This is a genomic window from Aeromicrobium yanjiei, assembly GCF_009649075.1.
Classification (GTDB): Bacteria; Actinomycetota; Actinomycetes; order Propionibacteriales; family Nocardioidaceae; genus Aeromicrobium; species Aeromicrobium yanjiei.
The window spans coordinates 3,035,303-3,052,714 of the sequence record NZ_CP045737.1 but is presented as its reverse complement, the minus strand read 5'-3'; the positions used below and the strand labels follow the sequence as shown (position 1 = coordinate 3,052,714).

Annotated in this window: 24 protein-coding genes; 21 read left to right on the top strand and 3 right to left on the bottom strand. The window is 67.9% G+C overall.

Annotated elements, in window-relative coordinates:
* Position 1: 1 nt before the first annotated feature.
* The 12 genes from rplE (at position 2) to GEV26_RS14900 (ending at position 6,742) form a co-directional block, all read left to right on the top strand.
* A complete protein-coding gene (rplE, locus tag GEV26_RS14955) occupies positions 2 to 562 on the top strand; it encodes a 50S ribosomal protein L5 (protein WP_153654331.1) in 561 nt (186 codons plus the stop codon).
* A 1-nt stretch (position 563) separates the two neighbouring features.
* Positions 564 to 749: a type Z 30S ribosomal protein S14 gene (locus GEV26_RS14950; protein ID WP_056209415.1), complete on the top strand. Its 186-nt coding sequence runs from the start codon at positions 564 to 566 to the stop codon at positions 747 to 749.
* 78 nt (positions 750 to 827) lie between these two features.
* Positions 828 to 1,235 carry a 30S ribosomal protein S8 gene (gene rpsH / locus GEV26_RS14945; protein ID WP_108579704.1) on the top strand — a complete coding sequence of 136 codons (408 nt, stop codon included), beginning with the start codon at positions 828 to 830 and terminating at the stop codon, positions 1,233 to 1,235.
* 14 nt (positions 1,236 to 1,249) lie between these two features.
* On the top strand, positions 1,250 to 1,792 hold the full coding sequence (gene rplF / locus GEV26_RS14940) for a 50S ribosomal protein L6 (protein WP_153654329.1): 543 nt from the start codon (positions 1,250 to 1,252) through the stop codon (positions 1,790 to 1,792).
* Between the two features lie 3 nt (positions 1,793 to 1,795).
* Complete coding sequence (gene rplR / locus GEV26_RS14935; protein WP_153654327.1) at positions 1,796 to 2,179, top strand: 50S ribosomal protein L18; 384 nt, start codon at positions 1,796 to 1,798, stop codon at positions 2,177 to 2,179.
* Positions 2,180 to 2,222: 43 nt separating this feature from the next.
* Positions 2,223 to 2,837 carry a 30S ribosomal protein S5 gene (rpsE, locus tag GEV26_RS14930; RefSeq protein ID WP_153654325.1) on the top strand — a complete coding sequence of 205 codons (615 nt, stop codon included), beginning with the start codon at positions 2,223 to 2,225 and terminating at the stop codon, positions 2,835 to 2,837.
* On the top strand, positions 2,837 to 3,019 hold the full coding sequence (gene rpmD, locus GEV26_RS14925; RefSeq protein WP_153654323.1) for a 50S ribosomal protein L30: 183 nt from the start codon (positions 2,837 to 2,839) through the stop codon (positions 3,017 to 3,019). The genes rpsE and rpmD overlap by 1 nt, the downstream gene beginning before the upstream one ends.
* Positions 3,020 to 3,021: 2 nt before the next feature.
* On the top strand, positions 3,022 to 3,465 hold the full coding sequence (gene rplO, locus GEV26_RS14920) for a 50S ribosomal protein L15 (RefSeq protein WP_108579696.1): 444 nt from the start codon (positions 3,022 to 3,024) through the stop codon (positions 3,463 to 3,465).
* 124 nt (positions 3,466 to 3,589) lie between these two features.
* Positions 3,590 to 4,894, top strand: a complete 1,305-nt coding sequence (gene secY / locus GEV26_RS14915) for a preprotein translocase subunit SecY (RefSeq protein ID WP_153654321.1) — start codon at positions 3,590 to 3,592, stop codon at positions 4,892 to 4,894.
* A gap of 1 nt (position 4,895) precedes the next feature.
* Positions 4,896 to 5,459, top strand: coding sequence for an adenylate kinase (locus tag GEV26_RS14910; RefSeq protein ID WP_153654319.1), 564 nt, complete (start codon positions 4,896 to 4,898; stop codon positions 5,457 to 5,459).
* 13 nt (positions 5,460 to 5,472) lie between these two features.
* A complete protein-coding gene (gene map / locus GEV26_RS14905; protein ID WP_153655112.1) occupies positions 5,473 to 6,288 on the top strand; it encodes a type I methionyl aminopeptidase in 816 nt (271 codons plus the stop codon).
* A 4-nt stretch (positions 6,289 to 6,292) separates the two neighbouring features.
* The gene (locus GEV26_RS14900; RefSeq protein WP_153654317.1) at positions 6,293 to 6,742 is read left to right on the top strand and encodes a hypothetical protein; all 450 of its coding nucleotides are present in this window, start codon (positions 6,293 to 6,295) and stop codon (positions 6,740 to 6,742) included.
* Here GEV26_RS14900 and GEV26_RS14895 read toward each other — a convergent pair whose 3' ends face one another.
* Positions 6,743 to 8,827, bottom strand: coding sequence for a CHAP domain-containing protein (locus tag GEV26_RS14895; RefSeq protein ID WP_153654315.1), 2,085 nt, complete (start codon positions 8,825 to 8,827; stop codon positions 6,743 to 6,745).
* Positions 8,828 to 8,955: 128 nt separating this feature from the next.
* The gene (gene ddaH / locus GEV26_RS14890) at positions 8,956 to 9,819 is read right to left on the bottom strand and encodes a dimethylargininase (RefSeq protein ID WP_243838776.1); all 864 of its coding nucleotides are present in this window, start codon (positions 9,817 to 9,819) and stop codon (positions 8,956 to 8,958) included.
* Between the two features lie 156 nt (positions 9,820 to 9,975).
* Here ddaH and GEV26_RS14885 point away from each other — a divergent pair, with 156 nt between their 5' ends.
* The 9 genes from GEV26_RS14885 to GEV26_RS14845 all read left to right on the top strand — a co-directional run bounded on the left by GEV26_RS14885 (position 9,976) and on the right by GEV26_RS14845 (position 16,831).
* Positions 9,976 to 10,443 (top strand): Lrp/AsnC family transcriptional regulator, encoded by a 468-nt coding sequence (locus tag GEV26_RS14885; protein WP_153654314.1) that lies wholly within the window; start codon positions 9,976 to 9,978, stop codon positions 10,441 to 10,443.
* Positions 10,444 to 10,611: 168 nt separating this feature from the next.
* Positions 10,612 to 10,833, top strand: coding sequence for a translation initiation factor IF-1 (gene infA, locus GEV26_RS14880; RefSeq protein WP_007078610.1), 222 nt, complete (start codon positions 10,612 to 10,614; stop codon positions 10,831 to 10,833).
* Positions 10,834 to 10,872: 39 nt separating this feature from the next.
* The gene (gene rpmJ, locus GEV26_RS14875; protein ID WP_008361054.1) at positions 10,873 to 10,986 is read left to right on the top strand and encodes a 50S ribosomal protein L36; all 114 of its coding nucleotides are present in this window, start codon (positions 10,873 to 10,875) and stop codon (positions 10,984 to 10,986) included.
* Between the two features lie 173 nt (positions 10,987 to 11,159).
* Entirely contained in the window at positions 11,160 to 11,528 is a 369-nt protein-coding gene (gene rpsM, locus GEV26_RS14870; protein ID WP_153654312.1) for a 30S ribosomal protein S13, read from the top strand.
* A 6-nt stretch (positions 11,529 to 11,534) separates the two neighbouring features.
* Positions 11,535 to 11,930: a 30S ribosomal protein S11 gene (rpsK, locus tag GEV26_RS14865; RefSeq protein ID WP_108579682.1), complete on the top strand. Its 396-nt coding sequence runs from the start codon at positions 11,535 to 11,537 to the stop codon at positions 11,928 to 11,930.
* Positions 11,931 to 11,962: 32 nt separating this feature from the next.
* Positions 11,963 to 12,571: a 30S ribosomal protein S4 gene (gene rpsD, locus GEV26_RS14860; RefSeq protein WP_153654310.1), complete on the top strand. Its 609-nt coding sequence runs from the start codon at positions 11,963 to 11,965 to the stop codon at positions 12,569 to 12,571.
* A 70-nt stretch (positions 12,572 to 12,641) separates the two neighbouring features.
* Positions 12,642 to 13,652 (top strand): DNA-directed RNA polymerase subunit alpha, encoded by a 1,011-nt coding sequence (locus GEV26_RS14855; RefSeq protein ID WP_153654308.1) that lies wholly within the window; start codon positions 12,642 to 12,644, stop codon positions 13,650 to 13,652.
* Positions 13,653 to 13,718: 66 nt separating this feature from the next.
* Positions 13,719 to 14,288: a 50S ribosomal protein L17 gene (gene rplQ / locus GEV26_RS14850; protein WP_153654306.1), complete on the top strand. Its 570-nt coding sequence runs from the start codon at positions 13,719 to 13,721 to the stop codon at positions 14,286 to 14,288.
* A 131-nt stretch (positions 14,289 to 14,419) separates the two neighbouring features.
* The gene (locus GEV26_RS14845) at positions 14,420 to 16,831 is read left to right on the top strand and encodes a S8 family serine peptidase (RefSeq protein WP_153654304.1); all 2,412 of its coding nucleotides are present in this window, start codon (positions 14,420 to 14,422) and stop codon (positions 16,829 to 16,831) included.
* Here GEV26_RS14845 and GEV26_RS14840 read toward each other — a convergent pair.
* The gene (locus GEV26_RS14840; protein WP_153654303.1) at positions 16,818 to 17,411 is read right to left on the bottom strand and encodes a class I SAM-dependent methyltransferase; all 594 of its coding nucleotides are present in this window, start codon (positions 17,409 to 17,411) and stop codon (positions 16,818 to 16,820) included. The genes GEV26_RS14845 and GEV26_RS14840 overlap by 14 nt on opposite strands.
* Position 17,412 lies beyond the last annotated feature (1 nt).

Here is a 17,412-nt window from a genome sequence, read left to right as displayed (position 1 = left end):
AATGAGCGAGACACAGACGGCCCCCCGTCTCAAGACGCGCTACCGCGAGGAGATCCTTCCGGCCCTGCGCGAGCAGTTCGACTACGACAACGTCATGCAGGTTCCCGGCCTCACCAAGATCGTCGTCAACATGGGCGTCGGCGAGGCTGCCCGCGACGGCAAGCTGATCGAGGGCGCGATTCGCGACCTCACGGCCATCACGGGTCAGAAGCCGCAGGTCACCAAGGCCCGCAAGTCCATCGCGCAGTTCAAGCTGCGTGAGGGCATGCCGATCGGCACGCACGTCACGCTGCGTGGCGACCGCATGTGGGAGTTCCTCGATCGTCTCCTGACGCTCGCGCTGCCCCGCATCCGCGACTTCCGTGGTCTGAGCCCCAAGCAGTTCGACGGCCGTGGCAACTACACGTTCGGTCTGACCGAGCAGGTCATGTTCCACGAGATCGACCAGGACAAGATCGACCGCTCGCGCGGCATGGACATCACGGTCGTCACGACGGCGACCAACGACGAGGAGGGGCGCGCGCTGCTCAAGCTGCTCGGCTTCCCCTACAAGGAGAACTGACATGGCGAAGACTGGACTCAAGGTCAAGGCCGCTCGCAAGCCGAAGTTCGCAGTCCGCGGCTACACCCGCTGCCAGCGTTGCGGTCGCCCGCGCTCGGTGTACAAGAAGTTCGGCCTCTGCCGCATCTGCCTTCGCGAGATGGCACACCGCGGTGAGCTCCCGGGCATCACCAAGAGCTCCTGGTAACCACCCACCTCTTTTGACAGTCGAAGGTCCCTGCGCACCGCGGAGGGAAACCACGGCAGGAATGGAAAACACACACTCATGACAATGACCGATCCGATCGCAGACATGCTCACGCGTGTCCGCAACGGCAATCAGGCGTACCACGACAGCGTGTCGATGCCCTACTCCAAGCTGAAGGCCGGCGTCGCCGAGATCCTGAAGCAGGAGGGCTACATCACGTCCATCGACGTCGCCGAGCCCAAGGAGGGCGAGGTCGGCAAGACGCTGACCATCACCCTCAAGTACGGTCCGCACCGCGAGCGCTCGATCGCCGGCATCCGTCGCATCAGCAAGCCGGGTCTTCGCGTCTACGCGAAGTCGACCGGTCTGCCCAAGGTCCTCGGCGGCCTCGGTGTCGCGATCATCTCGACCAGCCAGGGTCTGCTCACGGACCGCCAGGCCAACCAGAAGGGCGTAGGCGGAGAAGTCCTCGCCTACGTCTGGTGAGAGGGGTCTGACACATGTCACGCATTGGCAAGATTCCCGTCACGGTTCCCTCGGGCGTCGAGGTCACCATCGAGGGCCAGGACGTCCGCGTCAAGGGTCCCAAGGGCGAGCTCACGCACACCGTCGCCGAGCCGATCACGGTCCGCAAGGACGAGGACGGCACGCTCGCGATCGAGCGTCCGAACGACGAGCGACGCAGCAAGGCGCTCCACGGCCTCTCGCGCACCCTGATCAGCAACATGGTCATCGGTGTCACCGAGGGCTACGAGAAGAAGCTCGAGATCGTCGGCGTCGGTTACCGCGTCGCGGCCAAGGGTCCGACTGACCTCGAGTTCGCGCTCGGCTTCAGCCACCCGGTGCCCGTCAAGGCTCCCGAGGGCATCACGTTCTCGGTCGAGTCGCCCACCAAGTTCGCCGTCCACGGCATCGACAAGCAGGCCGTCGGTGAGGTCGCAGCGAACATCCGCAAGATCCGCAAGCCCGAGCCCTACAAGGGCAAGGGTGTGCGCTATGCCGGCGAGCACGTCCGCCGCAAGGTCGGAAAGGCTGGTAAGTAGCTCATGGCTATCTCGATCAGGCACAACAAGAGCACCAAGGGTCGTACCGCGTCGCGTCTGCGCCGCCAGATCCGTGGTCGCAAGAAGATCCAGGGATCGGCCGAGCGTCCGCGTCTGGTCATCACCCGCTCCAGCAAGCACATGGTTGCCCAGATCGTCGACGACCTCGAGGGACACACCCTCGCGTCCGCGTCGACGATGGAGGCCGACCTGCGTTCGTCGAGCGACGACAAGACGGCCAAGGCCAAGCGCGTCGGCGAGCTCGTCGCGGACCGTGCCAAGGCTGCAGGCGTCGAGACGGTCGTCTTCGACCGCGCCGGCAACAAGTACGCCGGTCGCGTCGCAGCACTGGCCGACGGCGCCCGCGAGGGTGGGCTGGAGTTCTGATGACCAACAACACTGAATTTCTCTCAAACGTGAGGAGTGCCGCATGAGCGGGCAGCAGCGCCGCGGAGGCGGAGGCGGACGCGGTCGTAATGATCGCGGCGCCGAGAAGTCGCAGTACATCGAGAAGGTCGTCACGATCAACCGTGTCGCCAAGGTCGTCAAGGGTGGTCGTCGCTTCAGCTTCACCGCCCTCGTGATCGTCGGCGACGGCGACGGACAGGTCGGCATCGGCTACGGCAAGGCCAAGGAAGTCCCCACCGCGATCGCGAAGGGCGTCGAAGAGGCCAAGAAGTCCTTCTTCCGCGTCCCGCGCATCCAGGGCACCATCCCGCACCCGGTGCAGGGCGAGAAGGCGGCTGGCGTCGTCTTCCTTCGTCCCGCATCGCCCGGTACCGGCGTCATCGCCGGTGGCCCGGTGCGTGCAGTGCTCGAGGCGGCCGGCGTCCACGACGTCCTGTCGAAGTCGCTCGGCTCGTCGAACGCGATCAACATCGTGCACGCGACGGTCGCAGCTCTTCGCATGCTCGAGTCGCCTGAGCAGGTGGCCCAGCGCCGCGGCCTGACGGTCGAGGAGGTCGCTCCGGCGGCGCTCCTGCGGGCCGGCAAGGAAGGCATCGCCGAGGCCAAGGCCAAGGCTGACGCCGGGGTAGGTGCCTGATGGCCAAGCTCCAGGTGACCCAGACCAAGTCCGGCATCGGACGCAAGCAGAACCAGCGCGACACCCTGCGCTCGCTCGGTCTGAAGAGGATCGGCGACGTGGTTGTCGTTGAGGATCGTCCCGAGATCCGCGGCATGGCGACGTCCATCCCGCACCTCGTCGACGTCAAGGAGGTGGACTGATCATGGCGCTCAAGCTTCATCACCTGCGCCCGGCCCCCGGGGCCAAGACCGCCAAGACCCGTGTGGGTCGTGGTGAGGGCTCGAAGGGCAAGACCGCCGGCCGTGGAACCAAGGGCACCGCAGCCCGCTACCAGGTTCCCGTCGGCTTCGAGGGTGGACAGGTTCCCATCCACATGCGCCTGCCGAAGCTGAAGGGGTTCAAGAACCCGTTCCGCGAGGAGTACCAGGTCGTCAACCTGGATCGCATCCAGGAGCTCTACCCCGAGGGTGGTGACATCGACGTCGCGTCGCTGGTCGCCAACGGAGCGGTCCGCAAGGGACGTCCCGTCAAGGTCCTCGGTCAGGGCGACATCAACGTCAAGGTCCAGGTCACGGCGGACAAGTTCTCCGCCTCGGCCAAGACCAAGATCGAAGCAGCAGGCGGCAGCGTCACCATTCTTGGCTGACGCGTCCGGGGCAGGGCGAGAGCCCTGCCCCGGCTGTTTTGCTGGCTGTTAGAGTCAGCACGCGGGCGCGAGCCCGCTTTTGTCCGTTCACATCGATCACTCTCAGTGCACGAGGAGGACCGCGGTGCTCAGCGCCTTCGTCCACGCGTTTCGAACGCCAGACCTGCGGAAGAAGATCCTCTTCGTCCTGTTCGTCATCGTCCTGTTCCGTCTCGGCTCCACGATGCCGGCTCCCGGCATCAACGTGGGCAACGTGCAGGACTCCGTGGAGGCCGCCTCGTCAGGCGACAACAGCAGCCTCTTCGCCCTCATCAACGTCTTCTCCGGTGGTGCGCTGCTGCAGCTCACGGTGTTCGCGCTCGGCATCATGCCGTACATCACCGCAAGCATCATCCTGCAGCTGCTCGTCGTGGTCATCCCACGGCTGGAGGCCCTCAAGAAGGAGGGCCAGTCCGGGCAGACCAAGATCACCCAGTACACGCGATACCTGACGCTGGGCCTGGCGATCCTGCAGGCCACGGGCATCGTGGCGCTGGCCCGCAGCGGCAACCTGTTCGGCGGGTCCGAGACCGGGCCGCTGCTCTACAACCCCGACAGCATCTGGTCGTTCCTGCTGATCGTGCTGACGATGGTCGCGGGCACCGCGGTCATCATGTGGCTCGGTGAGCTCATCACCGACCGCGGCGTCGGCAACGGCATGTCGATCCTCATCTTCACGCAGGTCGTCGCGACCTTCCCCGGCGCGATGTGGCAGATCAAGGAGACCAAGGGCTGGACGACGTTCACCCTCGTGGTCCTGATCGGCCTGCTGATCGTGGCGGGCGTGATCTTCATCGAGCAGGCGCAGCGCCGCATCCCGGTGCAGTACGCCAAGCGGATGGTCGGACGCCGGATGTTCGGCGGCTCCTCGACGTACATCCCGCTCAAGGTCAACCAGGCCGGCATCATCCCGGTCATCTTCGCCTCGTCCCTGATGTACCTCCCCGCGCTCATGGCCCAGTTCAACTCCGGTGCCTCGTGGGCGACGTGGATCAACGACAACTTCGTGCGCGGTGACCACCCGCTCTACATGGCCACCTTCTTCCTGCTGATCGTGTTCTTCACGTACTTCTACGTGTCGATCACGTTCAACCCCGAAGAGGTCGCCGACAACATGCGCAAGTACGGCGGCTTCATCCCCGGCATCCGCGCCGGCCGGCCGACGCAGGAGTACCTCGCGTACGTGCTGAGCCGCATCACGGCCCCGGGTGCGCTGTACCTCGGGCTCATCGCCCTGATCCCGATGATCGCCATCGCGGCGATCGGTGCCAGCCAGAACTTCCCGTTCGGCGGCACGACCCTCCTGATCATCGTCGGTGTGGGGCTGGACACGGTCAAGCAGATCGAGAGCCAGCTCCAGCAGCGCAACTACGAAGGGTTCCTCAAGTAAAATGCGCCTCCTCATCATGGGCCCGCCCGGCGCGGGCAAGGGAACCCAGGCCGTGAGTCTGGCCGAGCGCATCGGTGGTGCGCACATCTCCACGGGCGACATCTTCCGGGCCAACATCCAGGAGCAGACCGAGCTGGGCCGCACCGCGCAGCGCTACTCCGACGCCGGCGAGTACGTCCCGGACGAGGTCACCAATGCGATGGTCAAGGACCGTCTCGCGCAGGAGGACGCCCGCGACGGCTTCATCCTCGACGGCTACCCGCGCACGGTGAACCAGGTCGCCAAGCTCGATGAGATCCTTGACGAGCTGGGCACGTCGCTCGACGGCGTCATCGAGCTCGTGGTGGACCCCGAGGAGCTGATCCAGCGCCTGCTCAAGCGTGCTGAGACCAGCGGCCGTGCCGATGACACCGAGGACGTCATCCGCCACCGCCAGGAGGTCTACACGGCCGAGACCGCCCCGCTGCTCGAGGTCTACGGCAAGCGCGGACTCCTCATCCAGGTCGACGGCGTGGGTGAGGTGGACGAGGTGTCCCGCCGCATCGCCGACGCGCTCCCGTCGTAGGGGCGCGCTTCCGCTGATGTTCGAGCGCGGCATCGAGATCAAGACCCCCGCCCAGATCGAGACGATGCGGGCGGCGGGGCTCGTCGTGGCCGAGACGCTCGAGGTGCTGCGGGAGTCCGCGGTCGCCGGCGTCACGACCCGTGAGCTCGATGCGATCGCGCACGAGCACATCCGCTCTCGTGGCGCGAGCTCGAACTTCCTGGGCTACCACGGCTTCACCGGCGTGATCTGCACGTCCGTCAACGACGAGGTCGTCCACGGCATCCCCGGCTCGCGGGTGCTGCGCGACGGCGACATCATCTCGATCGACTGCGGTGCTGTCGTGGACGGCTGGCACGGCGACGCCGCCACGACCGTCGCGATCGGCGACGTGCCCGACGAGGTCCTCGCGCTCATGCGGGTCACCGAGGAGTCGATGTGGCGGGGCATCGCGGCGGCGCGGCTCGGCGGCCGGGTCTCGGACATCAGCCACGCGATCGAGACGACGATCGTCGGCGCGGGGGACTACGGCATCGTCGAGGGCTTCACGGGTCACGGGATCGGCTCGCAGATGCACCAGCCGCCCGACGTCCACAACTACGGCAAGCCGCGGCGCGGGGCGAAGCTCGTCAAGGGGCTGGCCCTGGCCGTCGAGCCGATGGTCACGCTCGGCACCTCGAGCACCCGGATCCTGGACGACGACTGGACCGCGGTGACGACCGACGGCTCGTGGGCGGCTCACTACGAGCACACGTTCACCCTCACCGACAACGGCGCCTGGGTGCTCACCGCGCTGGACGGCGGCAAGACGCGGCTCGCCGAGCTCGGCGTCCCGTATGGGGGAGACTGAGGTCATGAGACGCCTCCTCGCAGTCGCAGCCCTCGTGCTGGTGTCTGCGTGCGGGTCCGACGGGTCGTCGGGGCCGGGAGAGGGCACTGCCTCGCGACCGAGCGCGCCGGCCACCTCGACGACCACCTCGCCGAGCGGGGGGAAGCCGTCGACGGCCCCCGGGCCTGCTCGCGCCGTCGAGACCATGATGCGGGCCCTCGACGAGGGCGACTGCCGGGCCATGCGCCGGATCGTCGTGACGCCCTCGGCGGTCGACTGCGAGGTGGTCCATGCCGCGAAGGACACCTTCGCCGATGAGGGGATCGACCTCGACGAGGTCGTCTACACCGCGGGCCGGGTCAACGGCAGCAGCTCGACGGTCACGATCACATGGGGCAACGACACCCCCGACGAGTCCTACGACGTCGAGCGGGTCGGTTCGCGCTGGCGCGTGGTCTTCGACTCGGCGGCCTGATCAGCTGATCGTCACGCTGCGTGTGTACGTCGAGCCGGCGACCTTTGACACGCCGCTGTAGGTGAACCGGTAGCGCTGCGTTCCCGCGGCTTGGCCGGTGAGCGTGATCGTGGCCTTGCCCTTGGTGACCTTCACGGTGCGGGTCCGGGACGAGCCGTAGTGCACCGTGACGGTGCCGCCAGGGGCGGAGACGCCGGTCGCGGTGACCCGCACGCTGAACGTGACCTGGCCGCGCTTCGTGGTCGCGGGGGTGGCCTTGAGGGTCGACGTCGCCTTCGCCTTCGCGCTTCGTCCTGTCGTGACGGTCGTGGCGGCGTAGCCCGTGGCTTTGAAGGTCACCTTCGCCGAGAGGCGGTGGCCGAGATCGTTGGTCGTCACGCGCCGGGAACGTCCGGTGGCACCGCTCAGCACCTTGCCGTCGCGCAGCCACTGGTAGCGCGCCGAGGCGTTGGCGGGGGCGTGGGAGCCGGGCTGGACCGTCAGCACGGTGCCGAGGCGAGCCGTGCCGGCGATCCTCGGAGCCGCGGACACCGTGATGCGGCCGGCCGCCACGACGCCGGTGCTGGGCGAGGAGGAGGCCACGCTCGTGAAGCCGTCCTGCGTGCCGGTGACCCGGACCCGGATCTTCTGGCCGCGCTCGCGGTGGGTCGGGGTGAACGTCCGCCCGGTCGCCCCCGCGACGGCCTGGTCGCCCGCGTACCACCGGAACGACGCGGTGGCGGGGGAGGACCAGCTGCCCGGAGCCGCGGTCAGCGTGGCGCCCACCCGCGGTGTGCCCGAGACCGACGGGCGGGTGCGGACGGTCAGGACGCCGCGGACCACGGCGGTCGTCGCGGCGCCGACGGCCGAGGCGCTGGTGTAGCCCGCGCGACCCGCGGTGACCCGCACCGAGACGGTCCTGCCGAGATCGGACGCCCGGGGGACGAAGGACGAGGCCGTGGCCCCTGCGACCTCCGCGCCGTCCACGAGCCACTGATAGGCGTACGTGAGCGAGGGCCGGGACCAGGCGCCGGGGGACGCGGTGAGGCGGGACCCGACCTGGGGAGTGCCCGACACCGAGGGCCGCGACGTCGACGCGAGGCTGCCGGGGCCGACCGCAACGGTGGGCGCGGACGTCGAGGTCGCGGCCGTGTAGCCGCCCTTCGCGGCCCGGACCCGGACGGTGATCGCGCGACCGGCCTGTGCGGGGCCGGGGACGAACGTCGAGGACGTCGCCCCGGCGATCGCGGTGTCGTCGGCGAGCCATTGATAGGTGTAGGCGGAGGCAGCCGGCGACCAGCCCCCGGTCGAAGCGACGAGCTCGGAGTCGACGCGGGGGACGCCGGTGACGACGGGGGCCGAGTTGCTGGTGAACGTGCCGGGGACCACGTCGCGCGCCGGCGAGACGGCCTTCGCGGTCGTGTAGCCCGGCCGGGTCGCGGTGACCGAGACGGTCAGGTCCTTGGCGAGCTGGGAGTACGAGGGGGTGAACGTCTTGGCGGTCGCCCCGCTGATGGCCTTGCCGTCGGCGAGCCACTGGTAGGCGTACGTGTTGCCCTTGGGGCTCCACACCCCGCCCGACGCCTTCAGCGTCTCTCCCACCTGGGGCTCGCTGAGGATCGCGGGCTTGGACTCGTTCACGATCGGGGGGGCGGTGGTCACCGGGTCGGCGAAGTGGATGAAGCCGTCGGGCCACCCGCTGCCGGACTTGGTGATGCGTCGCCAGTCGAAGGAGCCGCTCCAGTTGGATTCGGACACGTAGATCTCGGTCGAGGACACGACCTTCTCGACGTACGCGACGTGGTTGCCCGTCTTGCCCCACCAGGCCACGGATCCGACGACCGGCTTGCTGTCGGTGATCGAGGACATCGTCGTGCCCCAGTCGCGGGCGTTGCCGACACCGGACTTGGGCCGTTTGTTGGGCATCTTGTTGGTCGTCACCAGGCGGTACGCGACGTAGTTGGTGCAGTTCGTTCCGGTGTACATGTTCCAGTAGCTCGTCCCCTTGTGGGACTCGTAGCCACCGTGCGGGTAGCCCTTGGTCGTGCAGGAGGAGTAGCCCGTGCACAGCACCGTGTAGGCCGCCTGGGCGGAGTGAACCGGCACCAGAAGGGCGGCGAAAAATAGCACGGCGACTGCTACTCGGATGCGCGACACGCCGACACTCTACGTGACGGATGGGGTTTGTGGGACTGGATGAGGTCCTCGATGTCCGATTCAGCCCGGCGTGGTCGCTATCTGTGCAGCTCCATCGTGCAGCACTTGACGCTGCCTCCGGACTTGATGAACTCGCCCAGGTCGACGGGCACCGGCGAGTAGCCGCGACCGCGCAGGCTCGTGGCGAGCTCGGTGGCCTCGGCGGGCAGGACGACGTGGTGGCCGTCGCTGACGGCGTTGAGGCCGAGCACCCTCGCGTCGGCCTCGGAGCACACGATCGCGTCGGGGAACAGCTCGCGCAGCGTGCGCTGGCTGTGGGCGCTGAACGCGCCCGGGTAGTAGGCGATGTCGGCCGGCGCCTCGCCGTTGCCGTCGTCGAGCACCGCGATTGCGACGTCGAGGTGGTAGAAGCGGGGGTCGACCAGCTCGAGGGACACCACGGGACGGTCCACGGCCTCGGCCGCCTCGATGTGGGCCGGCAGCGAGGTCCGAAAGCCCGTCCCGGCCAGGATCATCGTGCCGAGCGCCAGGAAGTCGCCCTCGCCCTCGTTGACGTGCGCCGGCTCGGTCACCCGGAGCCCGTGACCGGTCAGCCAGGCCGCGTAGGCCCCGCCCTCGGCGGCGCGCTCGGGGAAGCGGAACTTCGCTCCGTAGGCCCGGCCGCCCACGACGAGACCGCCGTTGGCCGCGAACACCATGTCCGGCTGACCCGGCAGGGCGTCGATCAGGTCGACCCGGTGACCCAGGCTCAGATACGTGTTGCGCAGGATCTCCCACTGCACGCGGGCACGATCGGCGTCGACGGGATTGTCCAGGTCCATCCAGGGGTTGATCGCGTAGGAGACCTCGAAGTGCTCGGGCGCGCACATCAGGTAGTGGCGGGTGCGAGCCTCGCGGATCGCGATCTGCGCGGTGCCCGGGCGGGTGTCGAGAACGGTCAAGAGGAGGCCTCCGGGGGTGTGGTCAGGCAGCGGCTCTGCGCGATGCACTCATGCTAGGGAGCGCAAGCGGGCATGAACGAATCCGAAACCGCCACCGCAGCGACGATTTCTTGCGCAGACCTCGAATCGGCGACGGATTCTTGCAAGACTGGGCACATGGACGATCTGGACCGTCAGCTCATCGGATGTCTGCTCGAGGACGGCCGCGCCAGCTATGCCGCGATCGGGGAGCGGATCGGGCTCTCGGCGCCCGCGGTCAAGCGGCGCATGGACCGCTTGGTCGACGACGGCGTGATCAGCGGGTTCACCGCCGTGCTCGATCCGCACCAGGTCGGCTGGAGCACCGAGGCGTACGTCGAGGTGCACTGCAACGGCACGATCTCGCCCGACGAGCTGCGCGCCGCCTTCAGCCGGGTCCCGGAGGTCCACTCCGCTGCGACGGTGTCGGGCCCAGCGGACGCGATCTTGCACATCGTGGCCAAGGACGTCCGCGATCTCGAGCGGGCGCTGGAGCGGGTACGGGTCGAGACCGCCAATGTCGACCACACCGAGACGGCGATCGTGCTCTCCCGCCTGATCGAGCGCTACGGTCCGGGGCAGAGCGAGTTCGGCCCGCCGCGGTGAGCGGGACGACCGCGATTTGAGTCTGCCGCCCCCGTAGGCGTAGAATCGAGAGTCGGCCTTTCCAGGTCCCCCTTTCCATGTCCTGAACCTATGTTCATGGTGCCGCCCCGGCGGCAGTCGAGGGTGTGCCCGGGCCGATGCGACGGACAAGCAACCAAAGAAGAGGTTATGGCGAAAAAAGAAGGCGTCATCGAGATGGAAGGTGCCGTAGTCGAGGCACTGCCCAACGCGATGTTCCGTGTTGAGCTGGCCAACGGTCACAAGGTTCTCGCGCACATCAGCGGCAAGATGCGTCAGCACTACATCCGCATCCTCCCCGAGGACCGGGTCGTGGTCGAGCTCTCGCCGTACGACCTCTCCCGCGGTCGCATCGTCTACCGCTACAAGTAAACACATCACCCACGTTCAGATCCCAAAGAGAGAATCTCGATGAAGGTCAACCCGAGCGTGAAGAAGATCTGTGACAAGTGCAAGGTGATTCGTCGCCACGGCCGCGTCATGGTGATCTGCGAGAACCCCCGCCACAAGCAGCGTCAGGGCTAAGCACTCTTCTTCACACAGCAGTATCGAAACATCTGATCGCTCCCTCCACAGCAGCACTCGTGGCGGGTCACCCCCGGAAGCGTAGGCCGGGGCCCGGCTCCAGATCCAAGATCTGGGAGGCAGTCGGGACGCATCAGGTGACCACACCTCGCCGAATGGAAGGAAATGCCTACATGGCACGCCTCGTAGGAGTCGATCTCCCGCGCGAGAAGCGCATCGAGATCGCACTCACATATGTATTCGGGATCGGCCGCACCCGCGCCGCCGAGACCCTCGCAGCAACCGGCATCAGCCCGGACAAGCGCGTCCACGAGCTCAACGACGACGACCTCGTCGCTCTGCGCGATCACATCGAGGCGAACTACCAGACCGAGGGCGATCTTCGCCGCAACGTCACGGCAGACATTCGCCGCAAGATGGAGATCGGCAGCTACCAGGGCCGCCGCCACCGTGCGCACCTGCCCGTTCGCGGCCAGCGCACCAAGACCAACGCGCGTACCCGCAAGGGCCCCAAGCGCACCGTCGCCGGAAAGAAGAAGTGATAGCGCATGCCTCCTAAGACCGCTGGCAAGAAGGTTCGCCGCAAGGAGAAGAAGAACGTCGCTCAGGGCGAAGCCCACATCAAGAGCACGTTCAACAACACCCACGTCACCATCACGGACCCCACGGGTGCCGTGATTGCCTGGGCCTCCGGCGGAACCGTCGGATTCAAGGGCTCGCGCAAGTCGACGCCGTTCGCTGCCGGCATGGCCGCGGAGTCGGCCGGTCGCCAGGCGATGGAGCACGGGATGAAGAAGGTCGACGTCTTCGTGAAGGGCCCCGGTTCGGGCCGCGAGACGGCGATCCGGTCGCTGAGCGGAGTCGGCCTCGAGGTCGGCACCATCTCCGACGTGACCCCCAGCCCCCACAACGGCTGCCGTCCCCCCAAGCACCGTCGTCTCTGACGTCGATCTTTTCTTCCTAGGAGTAATCACCCATGGCCCGTTACACCGGACCTCTCACCAAGAAGTCGCGCCGTCTCGGCATCGACCTCGTTGGTGGTGACGCTGCATTCGAAAAGCGTCCTTACCCTCCCGGCCAGCACGGCCGCGCGCGTGTCAAGGAGTCGGAGTACCGCAACCAGCTGCTCGAGAAGCAGAAGGCGCGCTACACCTACGGCGTCCTCGAGAAGCAGTTCCGCAAGTACTACGAGCTCGCCTCGCGTCGTCCCGGCAAGACCGGTGACAACCTGCTCCAGATCCTGGAGTCGCGTCTGGACAACGTCGTCTACCGTGCGGGCTTCGCCCGTACGCGTCGTCACGCCCGCCAGCTCGTCAACCACGGTCACTTCATCGTGAACGGCGTCAAGACCGACATCCCGTCGTTCCAGGTGAGCAAGCACGACATCATCGACGTCAAGCCCAAGTCGCTGGAGACCACGCCGTTCATCGTCGCGCGTGAGACCTTCGACAAGGACACCGTCCCGGCATGGCTCGACGTGGCGCCCGACCGCGGTCGCATCCTCGTCCACGCCCAGCCGATCCGTGAGCAGATCACCGTTCCCATCCAGGAGCAGCTGATCGTGGAGTTCTACTCCAAGATCTGATCCCACCCCGCTCTGGAGACAGAGCACTACCCGGACCTTCATATAGAGGTCGGTTCGGAAAGGAAGAATCATGCTGATCGCCCAGCGCCCCGCCCTGTCCGAAGAGGTCGTCGACGAGTTCCGTTCGCGGTTCGTCATCGAGCCCCTCGAGCCCGGCTTCGGCTACACCCTCGGCAACTCGCTGCGTCGTACGCTGCTGTCGTCGATCCCGGGTGCAGCCGTCACGTCGATCAAGATCGACGGTGTCCTGCACGAGTTCTCGACCGTCCCCGGCGTGACCGAGGACGTCACCGAGATCATCCTTAACCTGAAGGAGCTCGTGGTCTCCTCGGAGAACGACGAGCCCGTCGTGATGTACCTCCGCAAGGAGGGTGAGGGCAGCGTGACCGCCGCCGACATCCAGCCCCCGGCTGGTGTCGAGGTCCACAACCCCGATCTGCACATCGCCACGCTCAACGCCAAGGGCAAGATCGAGATCGAGCTCGTCGTCGAGCGCGGTCGCGGCTACGTGTCCGCGGTCCAGAACAAGTCCGGTGACGAAGAGATCGGCCGCATGCCGGTCGACTCGATCTACTCGCCGGTCCTGAAGGTGACCTACAAGGTCGAGGCGACTCGTGTCGAGCAGCGCACCGACTTCGACAAGCTCGTCATCGACGTCGAGACCAAGAAGTCGATCCTGCCGCGTGACGCGATCGCGTCGGCCGGCTCGACCCTGGTCGAGCTGTTCGGTCTGGCGCGTGAGCTGAACGTCGAGGCCGAGGGCATCGACATCGGCCCGAGCCCGGTCGACGAGCAGCTCGCTGCTGACCTGGCCCTGCCGATCGAGGACCTCAACTTCACGGTCCGGTCCTACAACTGCCTCAAGCGCGAGGGCGTCCACACCGTGGGCGAGCTCATCACGCGCTCGGAGCAGGACCTGCTCGACATCCGCAACTTCGGTTCGAAGTCGATCGACGAGGTCAAGGCCAAGCTGGGCGAGATGGGTCTCGCGCTCAAGGACAGCCCGGCCGGTTTCGACCCGACCGCGGCCATCGAGGCGTACGACGACGACGCCAGCTTTGCCGAGGACGAGCAGTACTAAGCGCCCAGACGGCTTCCTGCTCTCGTCCGCGTCGAAGCCGATCACACCAAAACTGGAGTAATCACCATGCCCACCCCCACGAAGGGTCCCCGCCTCGGCGGTAGCCCGGCTCACCAGCGGCTGATCCTCGCCAACCTCGCACAGAACCTGTTCGAGCACGGCCGGATCACGACGACCGAGGCCAAGGCCCGCCGTCTGCGTCCGTACGCCGAGTCGCTCATCACGAAGGCCAAGACGGACACGGTGGCCAACCGCCGCCAGGTCGTCAAGATCATCCGTGACAAGAGCATCCTGCACACGTTGTTCACCGAGATCGGTCCCGCCATGGCGACCCGTCCCGGCGGATACACGCGCATCACGAAGATCGCGCCCCGCAAGGGCGACAACGCCCCCATGGCCGTGATCGAGATCGTCGAGGCGAAGCAGTTCGGCGCTCAGAACCAGACGCCGAAGAAGGGCGCGACGGCTCCGGCCGCCGAGCCCGAGGCCGCCGTCGTCGAGGCCGAGGACGCTCCGTCCGACGACCTCGGCACGGACGTCGACGTCGTCGAGGCGACTCAGGACGCCCCCGAGGCGGCCGAGAACCTCGAGGCTTCGACCGATTCCGAGGCCCCGGCCGAGGACGACGCCAAGTAGTCATCAGCACCATCCAGGACGCCCGTCACCGCAGAGGTGGCGGGCGTCCTGTCCGTCCGGGCGCATGCTGATACTTTTGAGGTTCCGCGCGGAGCGGCACGCCTCGCGCCTTCAGATGGGGATCACCAGCTGTGCTCAGCATCCGCCGGTCACTGACCGTCGCCGTCGTCACCTCGATCACCGTCGCAGGTCTGTCCGTCGACGCGTACGCAGCTGACGTCCCGCCGCCCACGGTGACCTCGCCCAAGGGCGGTCCCGGCACCGAGGCCGAGGTGCCGGACCTGGCCCGCGGGATCATCGTCGAGACCACGACCGCCACGCCGTCCGACGGGCTGCTCGCGGCCACCGACGCCGCTCTCGGCGACGACGCCGAGGTCACCGAGGACGACAAGCTGCTCGCGAACGTCTCGACCGTCGATTTCGACGAGGTCGTCCCCGCCGACGTCGCAGAAGACGCCGCAGCGCAGATCGCCGAGCGCAACGACGTGGTGTGGGCGGCCCCCAACCGGCTCCGCCAGGTGCAGACCGCGCCCCCTGTGAGCACGAACGATCAGCTGTTCCCCGCACAGCACAACCTGTGGAACCGCGGCTACACGACCAGCTCGTCGCTCGGTGTGCCCGGCAACGGCGGCTACAGCATCAAGGCGCCTGCCCTGTGGCGCGCGACCAAGGGGCGCGCCGCGACCGTCGTCGCGGTGATCGACACCGGGATCGTCGACCACCGGGACCTGCCGGCCTCCCAGCGGGTGCCGGGCACCGACACGTTCTCGTCCATCGCCCGGGACAACGACGCCAAGAAGGGCCGCGACGACGACCCCACCGACCCGGGGGACTGGTACGCCAACGGCCAGTGCGACTTCCCGGGCTCGAGCGACAGCTCGTGGCACGGCACGTTCGTCGCGGGCCAGATCGCAGCGGCCACCGACAACGGCGCGGGCATCGCGGCGGTCGCCCCCAACGTCAAGGTGCAGCCCATCCGTGCGCTCGGTCGCTGTGGCGGGTGGGACAGCGACATCGTCGACGCCATGAAGTGGGCCGCCGGCATCCCCCTGACCGGGCTGCGCAACAACGCGTATCCCGCCGCGGTCGTGAACCTGTCGTTGGCGGGGTCGCCCGGCACGGCCCAGCAGCGCGAGGCCGAGTGCCGGGTCTACAACGCGGCCGCGCGGGTCGGCAAGGCACGCGGCACGCTCTACGTCGCCGCCGCGGGCAACGACGGTGGCAACGCCAACCGGGTCACCCCCGCCTCGTGCTCGGAGTTCATCTCGGTGGGCGCCACGAGCATCAACGGCTTCAGTGCGATCTACTCCAACGTCGGCTCGACCGTCGACCTGTCCGCGCCGGGTGGCGACACGCAGGTGGACCCCTACCGCGGCAACGACCCCGCCAAGGGCGACCGCATCTGGTCGCTGGGCAACAGCGGGACCAAGGGGCCCGTCGCCGACACGCTGGTGGCCTACGAGGGCACGAGCATGGCCTCGCCCCAGGTCGCCGGTGCCGCGGCCCTGCTCCACGGTCTCGGCCTGACCACGCCGGCCGAGCTCACCAGGGCCTTGTACGCCTCGGTGTCGCCGTTTCGAGCGAGGTCGGGCGCGTACGCCAAGAAGGCCGTCGGGCCCGACCGCTACGACCTCAACTGCACCGCGCCGGGCCGCCAGTGGTGCGGACGCGGGCGGCTCGACCTGAGCCGGGTCGAGGCGCCCCTGACGCCCCCGGTCATCTCCGGCACGCCGGTCGTGGGCGAACCTCTGCGCGCGTCGCTCGGCACCTGGGTGCGCACGCCGTCAGCGCCCAGGTACACGTGGAAGGTCGCCGGCGTGGTCAAGGGCACGGGCAGCGTCTACTGGCCCACGCTCGCCGACGTCGGCAGGACCATCACCGTGACGGTCGCCCCGTCGACCGCCGCCTTCGCCAAGCTGTCGGCGACCTCGAGCGCGTCGACCGCGGTCCCGGCCGGGCCCGCCGTGACCCTGAGGACGCCGGCCTCGCAGCCGAGGTACGGATCGGCGTTCACGGTCGCAGTGAGCGTGGCCTCCGCGACCGGAGGTCGGGTCAGGCTGCTGTCCGACTCCGGCACGACGTACGGGAGCGGGACGGTCGGCCCGGGTGGCACGGCCTCGATCACTGTCTCGGCCGCCACGGCCCGCAAGCTGAAGCCCGGCAGCACGTCCGTGCGCGCGGCGTACGACGGCGACGGGACGACTCCCCGGGCGTCGTCGCCGCGTCGTGCCCTCACGATCAAGCGGCTCCCCGCCAAGGTGTCGACGTCCCTGCGCACGAGCGTGAAGACCTCATCGCGGGCGACGCTCAAGATCCGGGTCCTCGAACGCCCCGACCTGTTCGCGAGCCCCACCGGCGAGCTGCGGGTCTACGACGGCAAGAAGCGGATCCGTGTCACCCGGCTCTCGAGCACCGGCGGTGGACGCAAGACGCTGCGTCTGCCCAAGCTCAAGAAGGGCACCCACAAGATCCGGGTCTACTTCCGTGACAGTGACTACATCGAGTCGACGTACTCGGCGGTCCGCACGATCAGGGCGCGATAGCCCGACGCACGAGGAGGATGCGAAATCCCTTCTCGCTGTCGACCCGCTCGGTGGGCCAGCCCTGCTCGCCGAGCCAGCGCTGCAGGGAGTCGGCGCCGAGATTCTTGCCGACGACGAGCCGTGCCGAGCCGCCGGGTGCGAGGCGGGGGAGCCAGCGCAGCAGGAGGTCATGCAGGGCCTGCTTGCCGATGCGGATCGGCGGGTTCGACCAGATCTCGTCGAACACCAGGTCGGCCGGCACGTCGTCCGGCAGGCACGCGTGGACCGTGACTCCGAGACGCTCGGCGTTGAGCCGGGTCAGCTCGAGCGCGCGCTCGTTGGTGTCGACCGCCCACACGGCGTCGGCGCTGCGGGCCAGCGAGCAGGCGATGGGGCCCCACCCGCAGCCGAGGTCGAGCACCGTGCCGCCGACCGGCGGCGCGCTGTTGCGAAGGAGGACTGCTGTGGCCTTGTCGAGCCCGTCCTGGGAGAAGACGCCTGACGACGTCGTGAACGTGACGTCCTGGTCCCAGATGTGGGTCGTGACGTCACGACGACGGTCGTCGCTGGTCGGGGTTCCCTCGAAGTAGTGCTCTGCCACT

What these genes read in the sequence shown, in the direction of transcription:
- rpsD (WP_153654310.1), top strand. Translation starts at nt 11,963, where the DNA reads ATGGCCCGTTACACCGGACCTCTCACCAAGAAGTCGCGCCGTCTCGGC.
- GEV26_RS14910 (WP_153654319.1), top strand. Translation starts at nt 4,896, where the DNA reads ATGCGCCTCCTCATCATGGGCCCGCCCGGCGCGGGCAAGGGAACCCAG.
- rplR (WP_153654327.1), top strand. Translation starts at nt 1,796, where the DNA reads ATGGCTATCTCGATCAGGCACAACAAGAGCACCAAGGGTCGTACCGCG.
- rplO (WP_108579696.1), top strand. Translation starts at nt 3,022, where the DNA reads ATGGCGCTCAAGCTTCATCACCTGCGCCCGGCCCCCGGGGCCAAGACC.
- GEV26_RS14900 (WP_153654317.1), top strand. Translation starts at nt 6,293, where the DNA reads ATGAGACGCCTCCTCGCAGTCGCAGCCCTCGTGCTGGTGTCTGCGTGC.
- rpmJ (WP_008361054.1), top strand. Translation starts at nt 10,873, where the DNA reads ATGAAGGTCAACCCGAGCGTGAAGAAGATCTGTGACAAGTGCAAGGTG.
- rplQ (WP_153654306.1), top strand. Translation starts at nt 13,719, where the DNA reads ATGCCCACCCCCACGAAGGGTCCCCGCCTCGGCGGTAGCCCGGCTCAC.
- GEV26_RS14950 (WP_056209415.1), top strand. Translation starts at nt 564, where the DNA reads ATGGCGAAGACTGGACTCAAGGTCAAGGCCGCTCGCAAGCCGAAGTTC.
- rpmD (WP_153654323.1), top strand. Translation starts at nt 2,837, where the DNA reads ATGGCCAAGCTCCAGGTGACCCAGACCAAGTCCGGCATCGGACGCAAG.
- infA (WP_007078610.1), top strand. Translation starts at nt 10,612, where the DNA reads ATGGCGAAAAAAGAAGGCGTCATCGAGATGGAAGGTGCCGTAGTCGAG.
- rpsH (WP_108579704.1), top strand. Translation starts at nt 828, where the DNA reads ATGACAATGACCGATCCGATCGCAGACATGCTCACGCGTGTCCGCAAC.
- GEV26_RS14855 (WP_153654308.1), top strand. Translation starts at nt 12,642, where the DNA reads ATGCTGATCGCCCAGCGCCCCGCCCTGTCCGAAGAGGTCGTCGACGAG.
- GEV26_RS14885 (WP_153654314.1), top strand. Translation starts at nt 9,976, where the DNA reads ATGGACGATCTGGACCGTCAGCTCATCGGATGTCTGCTCGAGGACGGC.
- rpsK (WP_108579682.1), top strand. Translation starts at nt 11,535, where the DNA reads ATGCCTCCTAAGACCGCTGGCAAGAAGGTTCGCCGCAAGGAGAAGAAG.
- rpsE (WP_153654325.1), top strand. Translation starts at nt 2,223, where the DNA reads ATGAGCGGGCAGCAGCGCCGCGGAGGCGGAGGCGGACGCGGTCGTAAT.
- rplE (WP_153654331.1), top strand. Translation starts at nt 2, where the DNA reads ATGAGCGAGACACAGACGGCCCCCCGTCTCAAGACGCGCTACCGCGAG.
- rplF (WP_153654329.1), top strand. Translation starts at nt 1,250, where the DNA reads ATGTCACGCATTGGCAAGATTCCCGTCACGGTTCCCTCGGGCGTCGAG.
- rpsM (WP_153654312.1), top strand. Translation starts at nt 11,160, where the DNA reads ATGGCACGCCTCGTAGGAGTCGATCTCCCGCGCGAGAAGCGCATCGAG.